Here is a 20,366-nt window from a genome sequence, read left to right on the forward strand (position 1 = left end):
ATGCGACGCCTGGGTCGTGCGGACGACAGACACCGGAAGGGCATAGCAAGACAAGCAAACCTTAGGCCGGATCTACGATCCGGAGCCGGTGGGCCATGGCGGCCGCGGCGCCGCGGCTGGGGACTGAGAGTTTGCTCAAGATGTTGGAGACATGAACGCTCGCCGTTTTCGAGGAAATGAACAGATTGACGGCGATCTCGCGATTGCTCTGTCCCGCGGCGAGAAGCCGGAGCACCTCGAATTCCCGATCCGTCAGGCCGAGGGGTGCCTTCGGCATGCCACCCTCCTTTCCGTTTCCAAGATCAATGCGGGCCTTTTCGGCGAGGGTCTCGATCTGATTGCCCAGGAGGGAAGCGCCGGTCGAATGGGCAAGGTCCGCGCCTCGCCGGAAATGGCCCGCACCCTTCACGCGCTGGCCGGCATTCACTGCAGCACCACCGGCCTGCATAAGGGCATATGCCTGCTGAAAGGGCTGGCTCAAATCAGCCCAGCTTTGGGCAACCGCTTCCCACGCCTCGAGGTCGGAACCCGTCGAGCGCGACATCTCGGCCAGGATGCCCAGCCTCTCGGCTTCCTCCACCACATTGCGGCACGGGGACCGAGCGGCAAGGTCGGCGAACTGCCGCGCCACATCTTTCTGGTTCGTATCAACGGCAACGCGCATCGCAGACGCCAGGAGTGGCCAAGAGACGCGTCCTTGTTTTTCGCAATGGTTCAAGGCGGATCTTATCAGCATCGCAGATTGATCCATGTCACCCGCCAGCGTGCGGCTTTCGATGTCAAATCTCAAAAGATTGGCCGCCATGCGGCTCGCAACCTGAGGGCCGGGTGGCAGACTGCGCAAGGATCTCGCCGCAACGGCAATTCGATCCGAGTTCCCCAAGACCAAGGCGATCTCCGCCTGGCATTCGAAAACATGAACGAGCCCGAGCGGTAGCGGATCCAATGCCGCCATCCGCTCACATGTCTCAATGGCTTCAGAAACGCGGCCCAATGCGAGGAGGGCGCGGCACAAAGGCGAACCGATTATCGCCCCGATATAGCGTGCCTGGCCGAACTCGACCGTCCGCGCAAAGATCGCCGGTCCGATTTCGGCGACCTGAGGATATTGTCCCGTCTCAAGCAGGGCGCGAAGCAATGCGGCGCCCGCCAGCACCTCGACCCGTCCGATGGAGGCCTGCCTGGCGCGGTCAACGACGCTCCAGAGGCCATCGATGTGGTAACTGCCCGATGCCATCTCCAAAGACTCCGCGACGATCAGTGCCTCTATGCGGTACTCCTCGTCATCGAGCCTTTCAGACAGATCCTTCAGTTCGTCGCCCAAGCGCCTGGCGCGATCGAACTCTCCCCTTAGTATCAGCGCGCGGGAAAACTGCCCCAGTCCGTCCGCGCGCAGCCTTGTGGAATCGAGCGCATGATCGAGCGCGCGCTCGAGGTCGGCGATCTCGCCTGGGATAAGTGCGTGTTGACGCATCACCGCGCGCTGCAGAAGAAGCGCTGCGAGTTGCTCCTTGTCGCGACCGACATCCACCTCGGCGAGTGCGCGTTCGACAAAAGCCAGCCCCTGTTCCGCCTCCGCTGCCCAGCAGGCGGCATCGGCAGCGAGTTCCAACACCTTGCAGTGATCCGCGCCGATCACGTCAATCGCATCATCGACCTCGGGCCACATTGCCAGCACGAGCTTCAGCATCTCCATCTGGTCTGCATAAGCGAAAGTGGCTGCGGCCTCCGTGGCGGATTGCCAGGCCCATCGCAGGCAATTTTCGGCTTGACCAGCGCCGTACCAGTGGCGCGCAAGCGCAACGGAATGCCAAACCCTGTAGCTTGGAGCCGGTCCGCGTTCGAGCACGTCCGCATAGGCGCGATGGATGGCCACCTTTTCGCCGGCGATCAGGTCACCCCGCACCGCTTCGTGGATAAGTGCGTGGCGGAACGCATATCCATCATGATCAGGCACCAGGATCCCAGCCAAAATCGCAGGACGCAGCCATTCTGCTAATTCAAGGTCGGCCTTGTTCGCGACGCTGCGAAGAAGCGCATGAGTGATATGCGGGCCGCCGAGCGCCATCACCTTCAACAGCTCGGCCGTCGACGCCGGCATGTCCCTGACTGCTCTCAGCAGGTAGTCGTTGAGCGAACCAGGAAAATCTCTGCGCAAGCCTCCGTTGGCATCGATGAGTGCCTCCGTGAAAAGCGGGATTCCGCAGCACCGCGCATGGACCTCATTGATCAGCGCGGGTGTTGGCGGGCGTCCTAGCAGCCCCTCGAGCTGCACGGCGACCTCCGCGCGTCGAAGGCGGGGAAGCGTCAACACCTCGGCACCCTCGGAAAGTGAGAGGTCAGCGATAGTCGTCCGCAGGGCGTTGGTGGCGTTGGTCTCCTCGGGTCGATAGGTGACGATCAGCATCAGCCGAATTTTCTTCAGCCGTGTCGCGAGGAAACGAAGCAGATCGCAAGTTGCATGGTCGGCCCAGTGAATATCCTCGATGACCACCACGAGCGGCGTCTCCCGCGCTAGCTCCTCGAACAACTTTCGCAGCACCTCGAACAGCCGCGCTCTTGCGATGCCGGAATCAAATCTTTCGGAGTTCTCGCCGAATTCGGGAAGAAGCCAGGCTAGTTCTCGCGCGCCCTCGGCGCCGACAAAGGATTTGACTGCCGGCGCGCCGCGCAGATGAACAAGTTCATGCAGCACAGCCGCTACCGGCGCGTAAGGCAATGCCGATTCCCGCTGCTCAATGCACCCGCCTTTCAGAAACAGGGTACGGCCGGACAGTCGGTTGGCAAACTCTTCAACCAGCCGCGTTTTGCCGCCGCCTGCTTCTGCCCCGACAAGAAAGCAACGTTGCCGCCCGCCGGTCACATCTCGGAAAGCGGATTCCATCGAATCGAGTTCAACTGCACGGCCTGAAAACCGAGACCTTCTAGGGGATGTCGACACAAGATGCTCCGAAGCCTGAAGTTCGAGATTAGCAGAGATGAAGACATAGTCATCCCGACGGTGCAGAGTAGCGATGCGGAGATCCCAAGCGCCGGCGATGTTCAGTCCCCGGGACCCTGACCTGCATCCGGTTGGATCACTATGCCGCGAAAATGGTTTTTGCGGCCTGTCATACTCAAAATGCCCGATGCGGCACCACCCACCTTAGCCAGAGGATAGGGAACATGCAGACCTTACGGGAAGTCTGCGAGAATCTTTGAGGCGTCCATCGAGAGCAGCAGATCCCGACTGCAAGTTGGTCCGCTCTGCCATGGACGCCTGCAGATACGAAGACCTACGATTTTTGCTGCTTCACCCAAGCTAAAGGATGCCGCCAAGTGACTGAACGTATGATCAAGTTTGACGACGTCGAGATTGCCACGCAGGCTTTCGGCAACCCGACGCATGAGCCGATCCTGCTCATCATGGGCGCCATGGCTTCAATGTTGTGGTGGCCGGACGGCTTCTGCCAAAAGCTTGCTGATCACGAGTTCTATGTCATCCGCTACGACAATCGAGACACCGGCCGCTCGACGATCTACCCGCCTGGGGAGCCGCCCTATGCAATGGACGACATGGCCGAGGACGCCATAAAGGTACTCGATGGCTACGGCATCGACCGTGCCAATCTGATCGGAATGTCGATGGGCGGCACGATCGCCCAGATCGCCGCATTGTCAAATCCGAAGCGCGTCAAGACACTAACGCTGATCTCCACCACGCCGGTGGGCGTTGATACCAGTGTTCTACCCCATACCATCGACGCCTACATGGAGCACGCAGCAACGGGTGAGCACGTCGAATGGACAGACAATGCCCAAGTGATCGAATTCCTTGTCAAGGATACCCGGATGATCGCCGGTTCGGCGCACCCTTACGACGAACGGCAGGCGCGCGCCTTTGTTGAACGTGACGTCAAACGGGCCAAAAACTTCGTCAGCGCCACCAATCATTTCATGCTGAAGGGCGGCCAGGCCTTAAAGGGCAAACTGGCTGAACTTGCCGCGCCCCTCCTTGTCATACACGGGACGGCTGATCCAATTTATCCCGTTGAGCACGGCGAATTGCTGGCACGAACCGTCAAGGGAGCGAAGCTCATTCGGATCGAGGGCGGTGGCCACGAAATTCATCTCCGGGATTGGCAGGAGATCATTTCTGCTATCGAAGCCCATTGCGGTCCGTAGCTTGTGGCGTCAAAAGCAGGTAGGGCCGTGCCGACCAACGGCTACGCCCTTCCGTACATCCTGCTCGCGCGCAGCAGGCGTTGCGAGTAGGGATGTTCGACCGCACCTTTTCGCAAGGCGCCGACATCGATCTGTTCGACGATCTCGCCCGCTTCCATGATGGCGACGCGGCTGCACATGTGCGAGACGACGGCGAGATCATGGCTGACGAGCAGATAGGTCAGACCGCGATTGACGCGCAAATCCTGGAGGAGATTGAGGATTTCGGCCTGAACCGACACATCGAGCGCCGATGTCGGTTCGTCGAGAAGCAGAACGTCCGGATCCAGCATCAGCGCGCGGGCGATCGCCACGCGCTGGCGCTGGCCGCCGGAGAGCTGGTGCGGAAATCTGTAGCTCAGCGCCGGATCGAGGCCGACCGATCTCAGGACGGCGTTGACGTCGACGGAATTCGTATCCAGGCCCTGGTTGCGCAGCGGTTCTTTCAGCTGCGAGCGGATGGTCTTGCGGGGATGGAGCGATCCATAGGGGTCCTGGAACACCATCTGCACTTGGCGGAAGAATGGCCGACTGCGCCGTTGATTCAACGGCTCGCCTTGGAGCTCGATCCGGCCGTCATAATTGGCGTTGAGGCCGGAAAGCGCCCTCAGGACAGTGGATTTCCCGCAGCCGGACTCGCCGACCAGGCCGAAAGCAGTTCCCTTTTCGATGGCGAAGCTTACGTCTCGAACGACAGGCCGTTGCCCGGGTCCGAAACGGACCGTAAGATTGTCGATTTTAATCACCGCGGCGGCTCCAATGCGAATTCTTCAAGCCAGGCCGGATCTCGTTTCAGGATCGGCAGCCGGGCAGGGGGATCTTCGATCGTCGGTAGGGATGCCAGCAATCCTTGCGTATAAGGATGTCGGGCCTTGTCGAGATCGCGCGCCTCGAGCACTTCCACGACCCGCCCCGCATACATGATGAGGACGCGATCGCAGAAATTCCGGATGAGATTGAGGTCGTGGCTGATGAAGATCAGCCCGAGATTGCGGCGCAAGACGAGCTCATCGAGCAGAGCCAGGATCTCGAGCCTCACCGTCACGTCGAGCGCTGACGTCGGCTCGTCTGCGATCAGCACTTCGGGTTCGGCAATCAGCATCATGGCGATCATCGCCCGCTGGCCCATGCCGCCGGAGATTTCGTGCGGATAAAGGCGGGCCACGCGCTCGGGATCACGGATCTGGACGGCTTCGAGCATATCGAGCGCTTGGCTGTAGGTCTTGCTCTTGCTCGCCCTCGGATGATGGAAGCGGTAGGTCTCGGCGATCTGTTCGCCGATCCGCATGACGGGATTGAGCGAATATTTCGGATCCTGCAGGATCAGGCCGATCCGCCGCCCCCTGATCGTCATCATCGTTTTTTCGGTCGCCTTGAGCAGATCGACGTCGCGAAAGCGCATCCGCTCGGCATTGACGATCGCGGTCGGTGGCAGCAGCTTCATGATCGCGCGGCCGACGGTCGACTTTCCCGATCCGGATTCACCGACGATCCCGAGCTTTTCCTGTCCAAGCGAAAAGCTCACGCCGCGCACGGCCCGCACCTGTCCGCCGCCGAAGGCGATTTCGAGGTTCCGAATATCGATAAGGTCAGTCATTCCGAACCTCGGGGATCGAGAACATCGCGAAGCGCATCGCCGACGAGGTTGAAGGCGAGGCTGACGAGCGCAATGGCAATGCCGGGTGCTGCGATGACCCAGGGGCTGTCGAGCATGAATTCACGTCCGCTGGCGGCCATCGAACCCCATTCCGGCCATGGCGGCTGCGCGCCGAGGCCGAGGAAGCCGAGACCGGCGGCAGTGATGATGATGCCGGCCATATTGAGGGTGACGCGGACGATCACCGAGGGAATGCACATCGGCAGGATGTGACGAGTGATGATCGCGAGTGATGTCGCGCCCTGCAGGCGTACGGCGGCGATGTAATCCGCCTTGCGCAGGCTGAGCGTCTCGGCGCGCGCCAGGCGCGCGATCGGCGGCCAGGCCGTCAGTGAAATCGCGATGATTGCATTGGTGATGCCCGGACCGAGCGCTGCGGCAAAACCCAGCGCCAGCACGAGACCGGGGAAGGAGAGAAAAATATCGGTGATGCGCATCAGGATTTCATCGACGATGCCGCCGAAATAGCCTGAGACGGTGCCGATCAGTAGGCCGAGCGGGGCGACGATGACCGTGACGAGCATGATGATGTAGAGCGTCGTGCGGGCGCCATAAATCACCCGGGAAAAGACGTCGCGGCCGAAATTGTCGGTGCCGAGCCAATGGCTCGCGGATGGCGCGGCAAGCCGCCCGGCCATGTCCTGAACGATCGGATCATAGCTCGTCAGCAGGGGGGCAGCCAGCGCCACGACGATCAGCATTACAATGATGGCCAATCCGGCCAGCCCAAGCGGGTGCAGGCTGAATTTCCGCCAGCCCTGGTGAATCTGCTGCGCCGATGACTGGAACCAGCCTCGAGGTTCCGGTGCGAGCAGCCAGTTGCGAAGGCCGCCAGTGTTGACGCTGTCTGCGTGCTCAGAGGAGATCGTCATGGCGTCACCGTGTCCTCGGATCAAGAATGCGATAAAGGAAGTCCGACAGGATGTTGATCGTCAGGAAGACGGCGCCGATCGTCAGCACCGAACCCATGACCACGTTCATGTCGTTCATCTGCAGCCCCCGGGTCAGGTACTGGCCGAGCCCCGGCCACCCGAAGACGGTCTCGATCAGCACCGCGCCTTCGAGCAGACCGCCGAAGGTCAGCGCCATGATCGTCAGGAGCTGCACGCGGATGTTCTTGAATGCGTGGCGCCAGACCACCTTGCGGGTGCCGAGCCCCTTGGCCCGCGCCGTGATGATGTATTCCTGGCTCAGTTGCTCCAGCATGAAGCTCCGCGACATGCGGCTGATATAGGCGACGGAATAATAGCCGAGGATTGCCGCCGGCAGGATGATGTGGCCAAGGGCGTTGTAAAACACGTCCCATTGGCCCTGAATCGCCGCGTCGATCAGGAAAAAGCCCGTCATCGGCGTGACGAGGCCTTCATAGAAGACATCGATCCGGCCCGAGGCGCCGACGAGCTTCAGCTTCGCATAAAAGACGAAGAGCGCCATCAGCCCGGTCCAGAAGATCGGGATGGAGTGGCCGGCAAGGGCGACGATCCGTGCGATGTGGTCGATAATGGTTCCGCGCCTGACCGCAGCGGTGATCCCCAAGGGAATGCCGACGATCGCTCCGATGATCATGGCGATGATCGCAAGTTCGATCGTCGCGGGAAAGATCGCCATCAGATCGGTGAGGATCGGCTGGCCCGTCGTCGCCGACATGCCGAGATCGCCTGTGGCGATCTTGCCGACATAGGAGAGGAACTGCATCCAGATCGGCTGCCCAAGACCCAGCTCGTTATAGACGCGATCGTAAACCTCCTTGCTGACTTCCGCCCCGGTGATGGCGAGCACCGGGTCAGCGGGCAGCAGGCGGCCCATCGAGAAGGTCAGGAAAAGCAGGCCGAGCAGCGTCGTCACGACGGCCACGACGCGTCCCGCCAAGCGCCGCAGCAGGCTCAGTGCCGGGTGAGGGGCCGCCTCGGCGAACCCGCCCGCCGGGGAGGGCAGGCTGCTCCCCCCCTTCGATGTGATATCGGCGCTTGCCACGGCGTTCTACTCCTTGGTCACGTCGTGCCAGCGCGTCGACCATGTCGTATGCCCGTGATAGCCCTTCACGTTGGCGCGCATGACATAGGGGTCGGTTCGCTGGAAGAAGATGACCAGCGGCGAAGCCATACCGGCATAGATGCCGTCCATCTTCTTGAAGATGTCGGTGCGCTTTTCCGTGTCGCGCTCCTTCATTGATTGGTCGATGAGCGTGTTGAGCTCGTCCACCTTCATGCCCGTGCGCCAGAGGTAATAGCTGCCGAGGCGTGCTTCGTCGCTATTGTCGGGGTTGAAGGCATATTGCGTGGCGACCGCGAAGGGATCGGGCAGACGGGCGCCGGAATTGCCGAGCAGCACTTCGAATTTGCGCTCGCGGAAAGCGGGCGTGAACTCGCCGGGCACGAGATCGAGATCGATGCCGGCGGCGCGGGCACTCGCCTGCAGCGCTTCGGCGAAGGGCAGGGTCGGGGCTCCCGACGGATTGAGCACCTTCTTCAGGCCATTGGGATATCCGGCCTCCGCCAGCAGTTGCTTGGCCTTGGCGGGATCGTAATCGTAGCGGATCTCCGCCTCGCCGGGAGCGCCGATCATGCCGCGCGGGATCATCGACTGCCAGGGAAAGCCCGTATGGCGCATGATGTTGCCGGAGATCGCTTTCCAGTCGAAGGCATGCTGGAAGGCCTCGCGAACCTTTGGCTTCTGCAGATCCGGGTCTTTCTGATTGAGGGCGATATAGTAGAAGCCGAGACCCGGGACATTCTCGATGACCATGTCCTTCTTGGTAGCGAGCGCATCGAGGTCGCCGCTTGAAACATATTGGCCGACATCGACGTCGCCGGCTTCGAGCTGAAGCCGGAGATTGCCGGATTCCGGGATATGACGAGCGACGACGCGCGCCATGGCCGGCTTGCCGCCCCAATATTTCGGCTGGGCATTGAAGATCGCGACATCGTTCGGCCGCCACTGCGCCAGACTGAATGGGCCGCTGCCGGCGGAATTGGCGGAAAGCCAGGCGCCGCCGAAATCGCCGTTCGCCTCGTGCGACAGAACCGTCTTCTTGTCGACGATGCCGATCGACGAGCCCGCCAGCGAATAGAGCACCAGATCGGTATTGACCGCTTGCGGCAGCTCGATCTCGAGCGTGTGTTCGTCTTTTGCGCGAACGAGCTTTTCGACGTTTTCAGGTGTGAAGCCCCAGAGCGCGATGTCCGTGGAGCCGACCTGGCCCATCTTGATGACGCGCTGGATCGACCAGGCAGCGTCCTCGGCGGTCACCTTGTTGCCGCTCTGGAAGACGGCGTCGTCGCGTAATGTCAGCGTGATGATCTTGCCATCCGCCGAGACGCTCCATTGCGTCGCGAGCATCGGCTTCAGCGTTTTAAGATCGTCCGGCGACAGTTGCACGAGGTTGTCGTAGAGATTCGAGATCAGCTCGGAAACCGTGCGGGCATTGTTCTGGGCCGGATCGAGCGTCCTTATGCCGGTGAGATTGGTGCCGATCACCAGCATGTTGGGCGGCGACGCCGCGAAGCTGGGCTGCGCCGTCGTCAGGGCGCCGGCAATTGCGATGGTTGTCAGTACTTGTCTCAGCATCTCAAGACCTCCCAATCCTGTTGTTTGTGGATAGTGTCGAAATCAGCCGGCCGCCTTTGCGGCCGGCTGGTGTGAATGAGTTTGAATGTCGCCTTCGGCTTCCCAGCCTTGAAGCAGCCGATGAAGCTCCTCGCGGTCATGCTGGTCGAGCTGCGGCAATCCCGGCACACGCACGGGACCGACATCGAGACCCGAATAGGTGACGGCTTCCTTGACGACGGTCACGTTCGTGCCATTGCGGAATTTGGTTCGCATCCGCTCGAATGGCTCGAGCTTGTTGACGACCGCCCTGGCGGCGGCAAAATCGCCTTTTTCAAGCGCAGCGTGGACCGCAAGCGAGAGCTTCGGCGCCACATTGACGAGGCCGGACGTGAAGCCGCGGGCGCCGGCTGCGGTAAATGTCGGCGCCCAGCTCTCCGCTAGGCCGCAGACGAACAGCGCGCCGCCGGGGCTCGCCGCCGGGATCGCCCTCGACAACAACATCAGATCGGTCGTGGCGAATTTGATGCCGGCAATATTGCCGTGATTTGCGAGGCGGACGATATCAGCGACGGCGAAGCCATCCGCCCTGACATAGGCGATGAGCGGCAGGGCGGAAGCATCCGCAAGATTGCAGAAATAGTCGATCTGGGCCGCAGGTGCTGCGAAAGGATCGACGGGCTGATGTGACATGACGGCAGATGCGCCGATCGCTGCCGCATCTTTCGCCATGCCGATCGCCTCGCGCAGCGACCGGCCGATCGCCGCCGTCACCGGCGCCTTGCCGGCAACGCCTGAAACCGCCGCCTCGTGGACGATCCTGATCTCCTGCGGCGTCAGAGCATAGAATTCCCCGGTATTGCCGGCGGCGACGATGTTGTGGATACCCGCTGCCGCCACCCGCTCATAGACCTTCGCCGTGATCCGGGGTTCGACTTCACCTTTGCCGTCATAGGCGGTGACCGGAACACCCGATACGCCTGTAAGCGCCTTGCGCATGGTTGCGATGCTCATCTTTCTTCCCCGTTATCTTTCCATCAATCCGCCGTCACCCGGGGTGATCGGCACGCTGTCATCCGACGGGATGATCCCCGAAGCGGAAGGGCGGCAGGCCCTCTGCATCCACGTCGAAGGCGATCACCGTCCCTGCTTCAAAACGCCCGCTGCGATCCGTCGACAGGCTCGTGACGAAGAGGGTGCGGAGATCCGGCCCTCCGAAACACGGCATCGTCGGTGCGGGGACCGGCAGAATGTAGATTTCGACGATTTCGCCTTTGGGTGATATTCGGTTGAGGCGACCGGCGGACACGCCGGCACTCCAGTAGAACCCGTCACGATCGGTTGTCGCTCCGTCCGGCCGACCCTCGTCTTCCGTGAAGCTGCGAAGCCGGCGCCCATCGCCGAGGTTGCCCGTATCGGGATCGAAGTCGAATGCCTGCAGGAAGCATTGCCGGCTGTCGGAATGATACATCCGCCGGCCGTCCGGCGACCAGGCAAGGCCGTTGGAGCTCGTCAGTTTCGTGGCCACGGTCCGCGTGCTGCCGTCGGCGCTCACGCGGAAAAGGGCGGCCTCATCAATCTGCGGCTTGGATTCACTGATCGAGCCGATCCAGAAGTGCCCGTCGGGACCGACCTTTCCATCGTTGAGGCGGCAATTGATGTCGCGTCCGACCGGATCGCACAGAAAGTCCAAATCTCTTGAGACGGGATCGAAGAGATGGACGCCCGTCTGAAGCGCCACGACGATCCTATGATCGCGGCAAAGCCCGAGGGCGCCGATTGCAGCCGGCATATCGAAACGGTCGGTCTTTCCAGAAGCCGAGAGCCGGACGAGCGCCGGCGCCGGAATATCGACGAACCACAAAGTGCCGGTCTCTTCGTCCCATACCGGCGATTCACCGACCGACAGCGGCTGTTGGAACACCGGACGGACGTCAGGACGGATGATCCGAGGCGCCGTCATTCAACCGTCTCCAGGCTCTTGGCCAGGCCCTCGGCGTCGCGCATGCGGATGGTGCCGTCGTGATTGATCTCACAGAACCCGCCGCCCTGGAACGCCAGCGCGACCGGCCCTTCGGATCCCTCTTCGATCAGGGCGTGGTCACGCGGCCGGTCCTGCGGCTGGTAACCCAATCGTGTCGCCAGATCGTTCTCCCACCACATCTCTTCGGTGTCAGAAACGCCGTAGACCACTGTTGCTGCGATCAACGGGTGCGAAAGGCCGATCCTGACCAATTGCGCCAGGTCTCGTGCGCTGATCCAGATCGCAATCGATCGTTCGCTGTTGGGATAGGTGCCGGCATTGCCGATGCGGATGGAAAGGGAGCGAATGCCCGATGTGTCGTAGTAAAGCCCTGCCACAAGTTCGCCCCAGCATTTGGAAAGTCCGTATGGGCTGTCGGGGCGCATCGGGTCGAGCGGCGACACGAGCTGGCCGCGCGGATAAAAGCCCGTGGCATGATTGCTCGATGCATAGACGACCCGCTGGACCTTGTTGATCCGCGCCGCTTCGTAGAGATTGTATGTTCCAAGCACATTCGCGTGCAGAATGGCGTTCATGTCCGTGCCGCTTGCAATACCCGCCAGATGGACGACGCCATCGATATCCTTCAGCGCAGCCGTCGCCTCGTCGAGCTTTGTAAAATCGGCCCTGACGAAATTCTCGTTTTCGCCAAGCTCGTCGGGCTCCTGCAGATCGATCAGGCTGAGGTGCTCGAAATGCGACCGAAGAAGCGGGCGCAGCAGCGTCCCTACACGTCCGGCAGCACCCGTCACAGCGACCCGTTTCATCGTCTCTCCTCCCATTATCGCTCAAACGCCCTGGAACATGCGGGCGCGAGCATTCAGTATGTGTCTTTTCATCGCATCATGCGCTTCGGTTTCCCGGTGCGCGAAGATCGCCTCGACGATCACCGCATGCTCATCCTGGACGCTGCGGATCTGTTCCGGCGTCCGCTTCAAGCTCAAGCTTCGCGTAACGGAATGCCCGATGGCGAAATGCGGCTTGAACCACTCGCGCAGGGTGATGTGGAACTGGTTGCCGGTCGCCATGGCAATTGCATCGTGTAGAGCCTGGTCCTCCTCGGCGCCAAGCTCCCCGTTGCGCAAACATTGCTCGATCGAAAGAAGCGCTGCCGTTATCCGCTCCTTGTCGACCGGTTGCCAGTTTCGCGCTGCAAGCTCCGCCGCCTCGGCTTCGAGACCGGCGCGGAATTCGAAGAACCGCTGGACATCGGCCAAGGAGCCGACCGGCACCATTTTCAGCATCGACGAATCCGGCCTTTGCCTGACATAGGAACCGGAACCCTTGCGCGAAACGACCAGCCCATCGGCTCTCAAGCGTTCGAGCGCTTCGCGCACGACGGGTCTCGATGCGCCGAAATCAGCGGCGAGCTTCGTCTCCGGCGGCAGCCGTTCGTTCACCGGAAAGTTGCCGTCGGCGATCATCCCTACGATCTTCTCGTAGATGATGTCGCTGAAGCGCGTTGCGCCTCTGTTCGAAACGGCATCGACGGCGAATGTCATCATGGTCCTTTTCTCTCAACGCCGCGTGCGCCGGGTCAGCGGCCGCACCCTGGGCTGTTGCCGGCCATCATGTTCAGGGCGACAGCATCTGACAGATTCAACGTTTTTCGTCCTGCTAGCCGTATTTCAGCGGCACAACGTCGCATTTCAATGCAGCATGGCTACAAAATTTGTAATTATCTGTCAACTCTTGTAATCATTTGAGAACGTGTCTATGGTTTCGGTCGTAGCGCCGAGGAGGGCGTCAGCGTCGGGTCGGGAGCCCGCCGCATCAGCCGGTGCAAAGGCTGCGCCGGCTCAAAAGGGAGGAATTCGATGGCCAAAGAAATACTGTCGCGTGGCGTCACCCGCCGCGCCGTGCTTGGTGGCATGGCTGGTGTCGCGGCACTGTCTATCGCCGGTCGCGTGTCTGCCGCAGGCGGTGAAGCGCCGGCCCTTGCGCAGCTCGCCAAGGATGGAAAGCTGCCGCCGCTCGCCGAGCGCCTGCCGAAAAAGCCGATGGTGGTGACGCCGTTCGAGAAGGTCGGCACCTATGGCGGTTCGCTGCGCCGCGGCCTTCGCGGTTCATCCGACCATAACGGTATCCTGCGTATGGTCGGCAACCAGAGCCTTGTGCGCTGGAACCTCGATTTTACCGCCGTGCAGCCGAACCTTGCCGAGCGCTGGGAAGTCAGCGACGACGCAACACAATTCACGTTCCATCTGATCGAAGGCGTGCGCTGGTCCGACGGTCATCCCTTTACGGCCGATGACGTCGTTTTCGCGATCGAAGATTGCGTCAAGAACACCGAGCTCTACAGCTCGACCCCGGCGCAGCTTGCTGTCGCCGGCAAGCCGGTCACGGTCGAGAAGATTGACGACTATACGGTGAAGTTCACCTTTGCTGCGGCCAACGCGCTTTACCTGGAAAACCTCGCCACACCGCTTGGCCAGCATCCGACGCTGTTCCCGAAGCATTACTGCAGCCAGTTCCTGCCCAAATATAATCCCAATATCGAGGCCGATGCGAAGAAGGCCGGCGTCACCAGCTGGACGGAGCTGTTCCGCAGCCGTTGCGGCGACATCGAGATCCCATCGCGATGGGGCAATGTCGACAAGCCGACGCTCGATCCATGGGTGGTCAAGGAGCCCTATGCCGGCGGCGCGACGCGCGTCGTCATGACCCGCAACCCTTATTTCTGGCAGGTCGATACCGAGGGCAACCAGCTCCCCTACATCGATGAAATCAACTTCGGCATCTCGCAGGACGTCGAATCGCTGATGCTGAACGTCATCTCTGGAAAGATCGACATCCAGGAACGTCACATCAGCGTTCTCGCCAACAAGCCGACGCTGTCCAAGAACATGGAAAAGGGCGATTATCGGCTGCTGACGCTCGTGCCTTCGGCCTCGCAACAGTGCCAGATCTACTTCAACATCACCCACAAAGATCCTGCCATGCGCAAGATGTTTGCCGATAAGTCGTTTCGGCAAGCGCTCTCGATCGGCATCAACCGCCAGGAGCTCATCGACATCGTCTATTTCGGACAGAGCGAGCCCTACCAGGCTGGTCCGCGTCCGACCCATCCCTGGTATAACGAAAAATACGCGCGCCAATTCACCGAATTTGATGCCGACAAGGCAGGCGCGATGCTCGATGAGGCCGGCTATAAGAAAGGCGGCGACGGTTTTCGCCTCCGGCCCGACGGCCAGAAGGTGTTCTTCTCGATCGACGTCATTCCGACGCTCTATCCCGACCTCGTCGATGCCCTGGAACTGGTCAAGGCGCATTGGGCTCAGATCGGTGTCGACATGAAGGTCAACACGATCGAGCGGGCGCTCTATTACACCCGCGGCGACGACAACGCCCATGATGCGGCGGTGTGGCCGGGTCCTGGCGGTCTCGATCCGATGCTCGATCCGCGCGATTTCTTCGCCTTCCATCCGCAGGGTTCGCGTTACGCCATCCCGTGGACGCTTTGGTACACCTCCAACGGTGCACGCGGCGAAGAACCGCCGGAAAGCCAGAAGAAGCGCATGAAGCTCTTCGACGAAGCGCGTTCGACGGCCGATCTCGACAAGCGCGGCGCGATCATGAAGCAGATCTTCGACATCGCGGCCGAGGAGTTCGAGACCGTCGGCCTTTGCCTTGCCGTCGGCGGCTTCGGCATCATCCGCAACAATCTGCGCAATGTTCCCGAGAAGGAGCCGGATAGCTGGTCCTGGCCTAATCCAGGGCCTGCGCTGCCGCAGCAATTCACCTTCACGAGCTGATTTTCGTCTTGAGCGCCGTGCCATCAGGTGCGGCGCTTTCTTCCAGTTCGCCCTCCGAGATGCCTTGCCGGTCCTGACGGCCGACAAGGCCCGGAAGGCGGCGTTCAATGCAAGAGGCGCCTCATGCTGGTCTTTATCGCCAAACGCTTCCTATGGATGATCCCATCGCTGTTTGCCGTCAGCTTCCTGGCTTTCGTGCTGATCCAGCTGCCGCCGGGCGATTATGTCACGACCTATATTGCGACGCTGGCAGCCTCCAACGAGATCGTCGATCAGAACACGGCGGCGCAATTGCGCGAGCGCTTCGGCCTCGGCGACCCGATGCTCGTCCAATATTTCAAATGGATATGGGGCATTCTCACGCGCGGCGATTTCGGCATTTCCTTCGAATGGCAGCAGCCGGTCTCTGACCTGATCTGGGAGCGCATGGCGCTGACGCTCGTTCTGGCCCTGTCGACATTGATCGCCACCTGGGCGATCGCGCTGCCGATCGGCGTCTATTCCGCCGTGCGCAAATATTCGATCGGTGACTATTTCTTCACCGCCTTCACCTTCTTCGGCCTGGCCGTTCCGTCCTTCCTGCTGGCGCTGGTGCTGATGTATGTCGCGGCGGTCGAATTCGGACAGGATGTCGGCGGGCTCTTTTCGCCGGAATACGAGAACGCGTCCTGGAGCTTCGCCAAGATGGTCGACCTCTTCTCGCATCTCTGGCTTCCCGTCATCATCCTTGCCGTCTCCTCGACGGCGAGCCTCATCCGCGTCATGCGCGCCAACATGCTCGATGAACTGCCGAAGCCTTACGTGGCCACGGCACGGGCAAAAGGGCTCTCTGAGTTCCGGCTGCTGATGAAATATCCTTTGATGATCGCGCTCAATCCGTTCATCTCGACGATTGCGTGGCTGCTGCCCAATCTCATTTCCGGCTCGGTCGTCGTCGCCATCGTCCTCAATCTGCCGACGGCCGCACCTTTGCTGCTGCAGGCGCTGATGGCCCAGGACATGTATCTCGCCGGCGCCTTCGTCCTGCTGATCTGCGCGCTGACGCTGATAGGCTCTCTGATCAGCGATATCCTGCTTGCGCTGGTCGATCCCCGCATCCGGTTGGAATAGGAGCCTCACGTGGTCGACATCCCCATTACAAATATTCAGCCGGATCGCGCCGCCGTCGCATCGCAGTGGCAGCTCATCTGGTGGGCTTTCCGCCGGCACCGGCTGGCCATGGTGGCGCTTGTCGTCACCGTGCTGATGTATATCGTCGCCGTCATTCCCGGCTTCTTCGCCATCAACGATCCGTACCTGCAAAATGCGCGGGCGACCTTTCACCCGCCGCAGAAATTGCATCTGATCGATACTGAGAACGGTTTCTCCTTCGGCCCGCATTATTATCCGATGAAGCTGACCCGCGATCCGGAAACGCTGGCCGCCATCTACAAGGAGGACACGACGAAGCGTGTCGATGTCCAGTTCTTTGGGCGCGGTTATGAATATTCCGTGTTCGGCCTCTTCAGGACCAACATCCATTTGATCGCCTCGCCCGACAAGACGACGCCGCTGCTTCTGTTTGGCGCCGACAGGCTTGGGCGCGATGTCTTCAGCCGAACGGTGCAGGGTTCGCAGATCTCTTTGTCGATCGGCCTCGTCGGTGTCTTCTTCTCGCTTATGCTCGGTATCGTGCTCGGCGGCATCTCGGGATATTACGGCGGCCGCATCGATTTCTTCCTGCAGCGGGTGATCGATTTCGTGCTGTCGCTGCCGACGATCCCGATCTGGCTGGCAATGGCCGCGGCCCTGCCGCAGGACTGGCCTGCGACGCTGCAATATATGATGATCACGATCATCCTGTCGCTGACTGGCTGGGCGCAGCTTGCCCGTGTCGTTCGCGGCCGCTTCCTGTCCTTGCGCACCGAGGAATTCGTCGCCGCAGCGAGGCTCGACGGCGTTCGCGAAAGGCGCATCATCTTTCGCCACATGCTGCCGAGCTTTGCCAGCCATATCATCGCGTCGATCACGCTTGCTGTGCCGGCGATGATCCTTGCCGAAACCTCTCTCTCGTTCCTGGGGCTCGGTCTGCAGCCGCCGACCATCTCCTGGGGCGTGCTTCTGCGCGAGGCCCAGAACATTCGCTCGATCGCCACCGCGCCATGGCTCTTCATGCCGGGCTGTGCCGTCGTGGTCGCCGTGATGGCGCTCAACCTTCTCGGCGACGGCCTGCGCGATGCGGCCGACCCCTACAACAAATGAGGCCGGCATGACCGATATCCTTCCCATTGCCGACAGGCCGCTGTTGCAGGTGAAAAATCTGACGGTCGAGTTCCCTCTGCGCACCGGCGTCTTTCGCGCCGTCAGCGATCTGTCTTTCTCGATCGAGCCGGGCAAGACGCTCTGCGTCGTCGGCGAAAGCGGATCCGGCAAATCGGTGACGGCGCGCTCGATCCTGCAGATCGTCGATGCGCCCGGTCGCATATCCGGCGGATCGATCATACTGAACGATCAAAACGGCGGCTCGATCGATCTGACCAGCCTCAATCCGCGCGGGCGTCAGATCCGAGCGATCCGCGGCCGCGACATCGCGATGATCTTCCAGGAGCCGATGTCGTCGCTGTCGCCGATCCACACGGTCGGCAACCAGATCGTCGAGGCGCTTCGCCTTCACACCAGGATGAGCAAGGCAGAGGCGCGCGCGGAAGCCATATCGCTGCTCAGCCAGGTCGAGATTCCCTCGCCGGAAAAAGCGCTGGACCGATATGCCTTTCAATATTCCGGCGGGATGCGCCAGCGCGCGATGATTGCCATGGCGCTCGCCTGCAAGCCGCAGCTGCTGATCGCCGACGAGCCGACCACGGCCCTCGACGTGACGACCCAGGCCGAAATTCTCGACCTGATCGCCCGGCTGCAGAAGGCCAAGGGCATGGCCGTTCTCTTCATTACGCATGACATGGGTGTCGTCGCGCAGATCGCCGACGACGTGTTGGTCATGCACAACGGAGTCGCCAAGGAATATGCGCCGGTCGAGCAGATCTTTCATGCGCCGAAAGACGACTATACCCGCATGCTGATCGGCTCGGTGCTGAAGCTGGAAGCGAAGGCCGAAATCCGGCTGGCGCGCCCGCCGCTCGACACGACGGCGCCACCGATCCTCGAACTGCGCAATGTCTCGATGGATTTCGGCGAGGTGAAAGCGCTGGAAGATGTTTCCATTTCGCTTCTGCCGGGCGAAACGCTCGGCATCGTCGGCGAGAGCGGTTCCGGCAAGACGACGATGGGTCGCTCGATCATGCGGCTGATCGATCCGACTGCAGGCGAAATCCTCTATCGCCGCGCCGACGGCGACATCATCGATCTGGCAACGGCAAAAGGGCAGACGCTTGCCGCCGCACGGCGGGAATTACGAATGGTGTTTCAGGATCCTTTCGGCTCTCTCAACCCACGCATGACCGTCTCCCAGATCATCGGCGAGCCGCTGCTCGTCAATGGTGTTGCAAAGGGGCGGGCGCTGGAGGAGCGGGTTTGTCACCTGATGGAGCAGGTTGGCCTCGATCCGAGGGCACGCGAACGCTACCCGCACGCCTTCTCCGGCGGCCAGCGCCAGCGCATCGGCATTGCCCGCGCCATCACCCTCAATCCGCGCGTCATCGTTGCCGATGAGGCGACCTCGGCGCTCGACGTTTCCGTGCGCTCGCAGGTGCTCGACCTGTTGATGCGTCTGCAGGACGAACTCGGGCTCGCCTATATCTTCATCAGTCATGATATCGGCGTTATCCGCTACATGTGCGACCGTGTGGGCGTCATGTACAAAGGCCAGCTCGTCGAAATCGGCGACGCGGAGAAGGTCTGCCGCACACCCGAGCACGCCTATACGCAGGCGCTCATATCCGCGATTCCGCGCCCTGATCCGCGTGATCGCGATCAATCGCGGCGTTTCCGCTACGTTGCGCCGGACATTTTGAAGAATGGGAGTTTTCAGCGATGAAAATCACCGGGATCCGCACTTTTCTCATGCATGTCGGTCAGCCCGATCCCGCGAACTGGGCTTCCGACCAACGTTCTGGCGGTGGCGCCTCCAAGCAGTTCGGCGGCACCAGAAATTGGCTCTTTCTGAAGATCGATACCGACGAGGGCATCACCGGCATCGGTGAATGCTCAGGCTGGCCGCGCGTCGTCGAGACGGCGATTCATGATCTCGCCCCACTCCTCATCGGCGAAGATCCGGCCCATACCGAACGGCTATGGCAGAAGATGCATATCGCGATGATGGGCCATGGCATGCTCGGAACGGTCGGAGGCGGTGCGATGACCGGCATCGACATGGCGCTATGGGACATCAAGGGCAAGGCGCTCGGCGTGCCTGTCTGGATGCTGCTCGGCGGCAAGGTGCGCGACCGGATCCCGATCTATTCGCATGCGAATACGCCTGAGCGCGCGCTTGCCATAAAAGCGCGCGGCATAAAGGCGATCAAATGCGGCGGCGTCGCCGATCCGGTCCGCAAGGTTGCTGCGCTGCGCGACGCCGTCGGCGACGACATGGACATCGCCATCGATCTGCATGGGCCGCCGTGGCTGACGCCTGCGGATGCCTGCCGGCTGGTGCGGGCGCTCGAACCCTATGAATTGATGTGGGTGGAAGATCCGATTGCGCCGGAGAATATCGACGGCTACCGGCGCATCCGCGACGCAGCACATGTGCCGCTTGCCGCCGGCGAGCGCTCGGCGACCATCTTCGGCGAGCGTGAGCTCATCGAGAAGGAGCTGGTCGACATCATCCAGCCGGACACCGGCCGGGCCGGCGGCATCACCCAGATGAAGAAGATCGCGGCCATGGCCGAAGCCCATCATATCCAAATGGCGCCGCATTCGGGTTCGCTCGGGCCGGTGGCGGAATATGCGGCTCTGCATCTGCTTGCAGCGATCCCCAACGCGCTCATCCTCGAGCGGCTCGACGACGACTGGGACGGCCGTCGCCAGACGATCGTGCCGCACCCGCAACAGGTCGACGGCTTGATCGCCGTTCCTGATGGCCCGGGACTTGGCTGCGATATCGATGAGGCCTTCGTGGCGCGCTTCCCCAGCAACGGCAATGTCTCGGTCCCGCAAAGTGCCGGCGCCTACAATCCCGGAACCGACAACGAGCATCTCTACGTGCAGACGCGCCAGTCGCGCCGCACCTATTTCAATCGCTAGAAGG

General features: G+C 61.4%; 16 protein-coding genes. 6 read left to right on the top strand and 10 right to left on the bottom strand.

Annotated features, from left to right (window positions below; genetic code table 11):
• Nucleotides 1–61: 61 nt before the first annotated feature.
• Entirely contained in the window at nucleotides 62–2,941 is a 2,880-nt protein-coding gene (locus OLZ32_RS16665) for a helix-turn-helix transcriptional regulator (protein WP_017991358.1), read from the bottom strand.
• A gap of 377 nt (nucleotides 2,942–3,318) precedes the next feature.
• On the opposite strand from OLZ32_RS16665, the gene OLZ32_RS16670 reads away from it, so the two are divergent.
• Nucleotides 3,319–4,164, top strand: a complete 846-nt coding sequence (locus OLZ32_RS16670; protein ID WP_017991356.1) for an alpha/beta fold hydrolase — start codon at nucleotides 3,319–3,321, stop codon at nucleotides 4,162–4,164.
• 41 nt (nucleotides 4,165–4,205) lie between these two features.
• Here the strand turns inward: OLZ32_RS16670 and OLZ32_RS16675 are convergent, their stop codons facing one another.
• The 9 genes from OLZ32_RS16675 to OLZ32_RS16715 are packed head-to-tail and all read right to left on the bottom strand — an operon-like array spanning nucleotide 4,206 to nucleotide 12,931.
• The gene (locus OLZ32_RS16675) at nucleotides 4,206–4,949 is read right to left on the bottom strand and encodes an ABC transporter ATP-binding protein (protein ID WP_017991355.1); all 744 of its coding nucleotides are present in this window, start codon (nucleotides 4,947–4,949) and stop codon (nucleotides 4,206–4,208) included.
• Nucleotides 4,946–5,800: an ABC transporter ATP-binding protein gene (locus tag OLZ32_RS16680; RefSeq protein ID WP_003550099.1), complete on the bottom strand. Its 855-nt coding sequence runs from the start codon at nucleotides 5,798–5,800 to the stop codon at nucleotides 4,946–4,948. The genes OLZ32_RS16675 and OLZ32_RS16680 overlap by 4 nt, the downstream gene beginning before the upstream one ends.
• The gene (locus OLZ32_RS16685; RefSeq protein WP_222410294.1) at nucleotides 5,797–6,732 is read right to left on the bottom strand and encodes an ABC transporter permease; all 936 of its coding nucleotides are present in this window, start codon (nucleotides 6,730–6,732) and stop codon (nucleotides 5,797–5,799) included. The genes OLZ32_RS16680 and OLZ32_RS16685 overlap by 4 nt, the downstream gene beginning before the upstream one ends.
• A 4-nt stretch (nucleotides 6,733–6,736) precedes the next feature.
• The gene (locus OLZ32_RS16690) at nucleotides 6,737–7,834 is read right to left on the bottom strand and encodes an ABC transporter permease (RefSeq protein WP_264421823.1); all 1,098 of its coding nucleotides are present in this window, start codon (nucleotides 7,832–7,834) and stop codon (nucleotides 6,737–6,739) included.
• A gap of 6 nt (nucleotides 7,835–7,840) precedes the next feature.
• Nucleotides 7,841–9,427: an ABC transporter substrate-binding protein gene (locus OLZ32_RS16695; protein WP_264421825.1), complete on the bottom strand. Its 1,587-nt coding sequence runs from the start codon at nucleotides 9,425–9,427 to the stop codon at nucleotides 7,841–7,843.
• A 42-nt stretch (nucleotides 9,428–9,469) separates the two neighbouring features.
• Nucleotides 9,470–10,420, bottom strand: a complete 951-nt coding sequence (locus tag OLZ32_RS16700) for a dihydrodipicolinate synthase family protein (RefSeq protein ID WP_017991351.1) — start codon at nucleotides 10,418–10,420, stop codon at nucleotides 9,470–9,472.
• A 58-nt stretch (nucleotides 10,421–10,478) separates the two neighbouring features.
• Nucleotides 10,479–11,369: an SMP-30/gluconolactonase/LRE family protein gene (locus OLZ32_RS16705; RefSeq protein WP_264421827.1), complete on the bottom strand. Its 891-nt coding sequence runs from the start codon at nucleotides 11,367–11,369 to the stop codon at nucleotides 10,479–10,481.
• Entirely contained in the window at nucleotides 11,366–12,196 is an 831-nt protein-coding gene (locus OLZ32_RS16710; protein WP_264421829.1) for an NAD-dependent epimerase/dehydratase family protein, read from the bottom strand. Before OLZ32_RS16710 ends, OLZ32_RS16705 begins: the two co-directional genes overlap by 4 nt.
• 21 nt (nucleotides 12,197–12,217) lie before the next feature.
• On the bottom strand, nucleotides 12,218–12,931 hold the full coding sequence (locus tag OLZ32_RS16715) for a FadR/GntR family transcriptional regulator (protein WP_026160238.1): 714 nt from the start codon (nucleotides 12,929–12,931) through the stop codon (nucleotides 12,218–12,220).
• Nucleotides 12,932–13,246: 315 nt separating this feature from the next.
• On the opposite strand from OLZ32_RS16715, the gene OLZ32_RS16720 reads away from it, so the two are divergent.
• From OLZ32_RS16720 to OLZ32_RS16740, 5 genes are all read left to right on the top strand, one after another.
• Nucleotides 13,247–15,184, top strand: coding sequence for an ABC transporter substrate-binding protein (locus OLZ32_RS16720; protein ID WP_017991347.1), 1,938 nt, complete (start codon nucleotides 13,247–13,249; stop codon nucleotides 15,182–15,184).
• A gap of 123 nt (nucleotides 15,185–15,307) precedes the next feature.
• Nucleotides 15,308–16,294 carry an ABC transporter permease gene (locus OLZ32_RS16725; RefSeq protein ID WP_264421832.1) on the top strand — a complete coding sequence of 329 codons (987 nt, stop codon included), beginning with the start codon at nucleotides 15,308–15,310 and terminating at the stop codon, nucleotides 16,292–16,294.
• A 9-nt stretch (nucleotides 16,295–16,303) separates the two neighbouring features.
• Nucleotides 16,304–17,425: an ABC transporter permease gene (locus tag OLZ32_RS16730; RefSeq protein WP_003550109.1), complete on the top strand. Its 1,122-nt coding sequence runs from the start codon at nucleotides 16,304–16,306 to the stop codon at nucleotides 17,423–17,425.
• Between the two features lie 7 nt (nucleotides 17,426–17,432).
• Nucleotides 17,433–19,154, top strand: a complete 1,722-nt coding sequence (locus OLZ32_RS16735; RefSeq protein ID WP_264421834.1) for an ABC transporter ATP-binding protein — start codon at nucleotides 17,433–17,435, stop codon at nucleotides 19,152–19,154.
• Nucleotides 19,151–20,362: a mandelate racemase/muconate lactonizing enzyme family protein gene (locus OLZ32_RS16740; RefSeq protein ID WP_131627423.1), complete on the top strand. Its 1,212-nt coding sequence runs from the start codon at nucleotides 19,151–19,153 to the stop codon at nucleotides 20,360–20,362. The genes OLZ32_RS16735 and OLZ32_RS16740 overlap by 4 nt, the downstream gene beginning before the upstream one ends.
• Nucleotides 20,363–20,366: the final 4 nt, after the last annotated feature.

Origin of the sequence: Rhizobium acaciae, assembly GCF_025941625.1 — a bacterium.
GTDB classification, from domain to species: domain Bacteria; phylum Pseudomonadota; class Alphaproteobacteria; order Rhizobiales; family Rhizobiaceae; genus Rhizobium; species Rhizobium acaciae.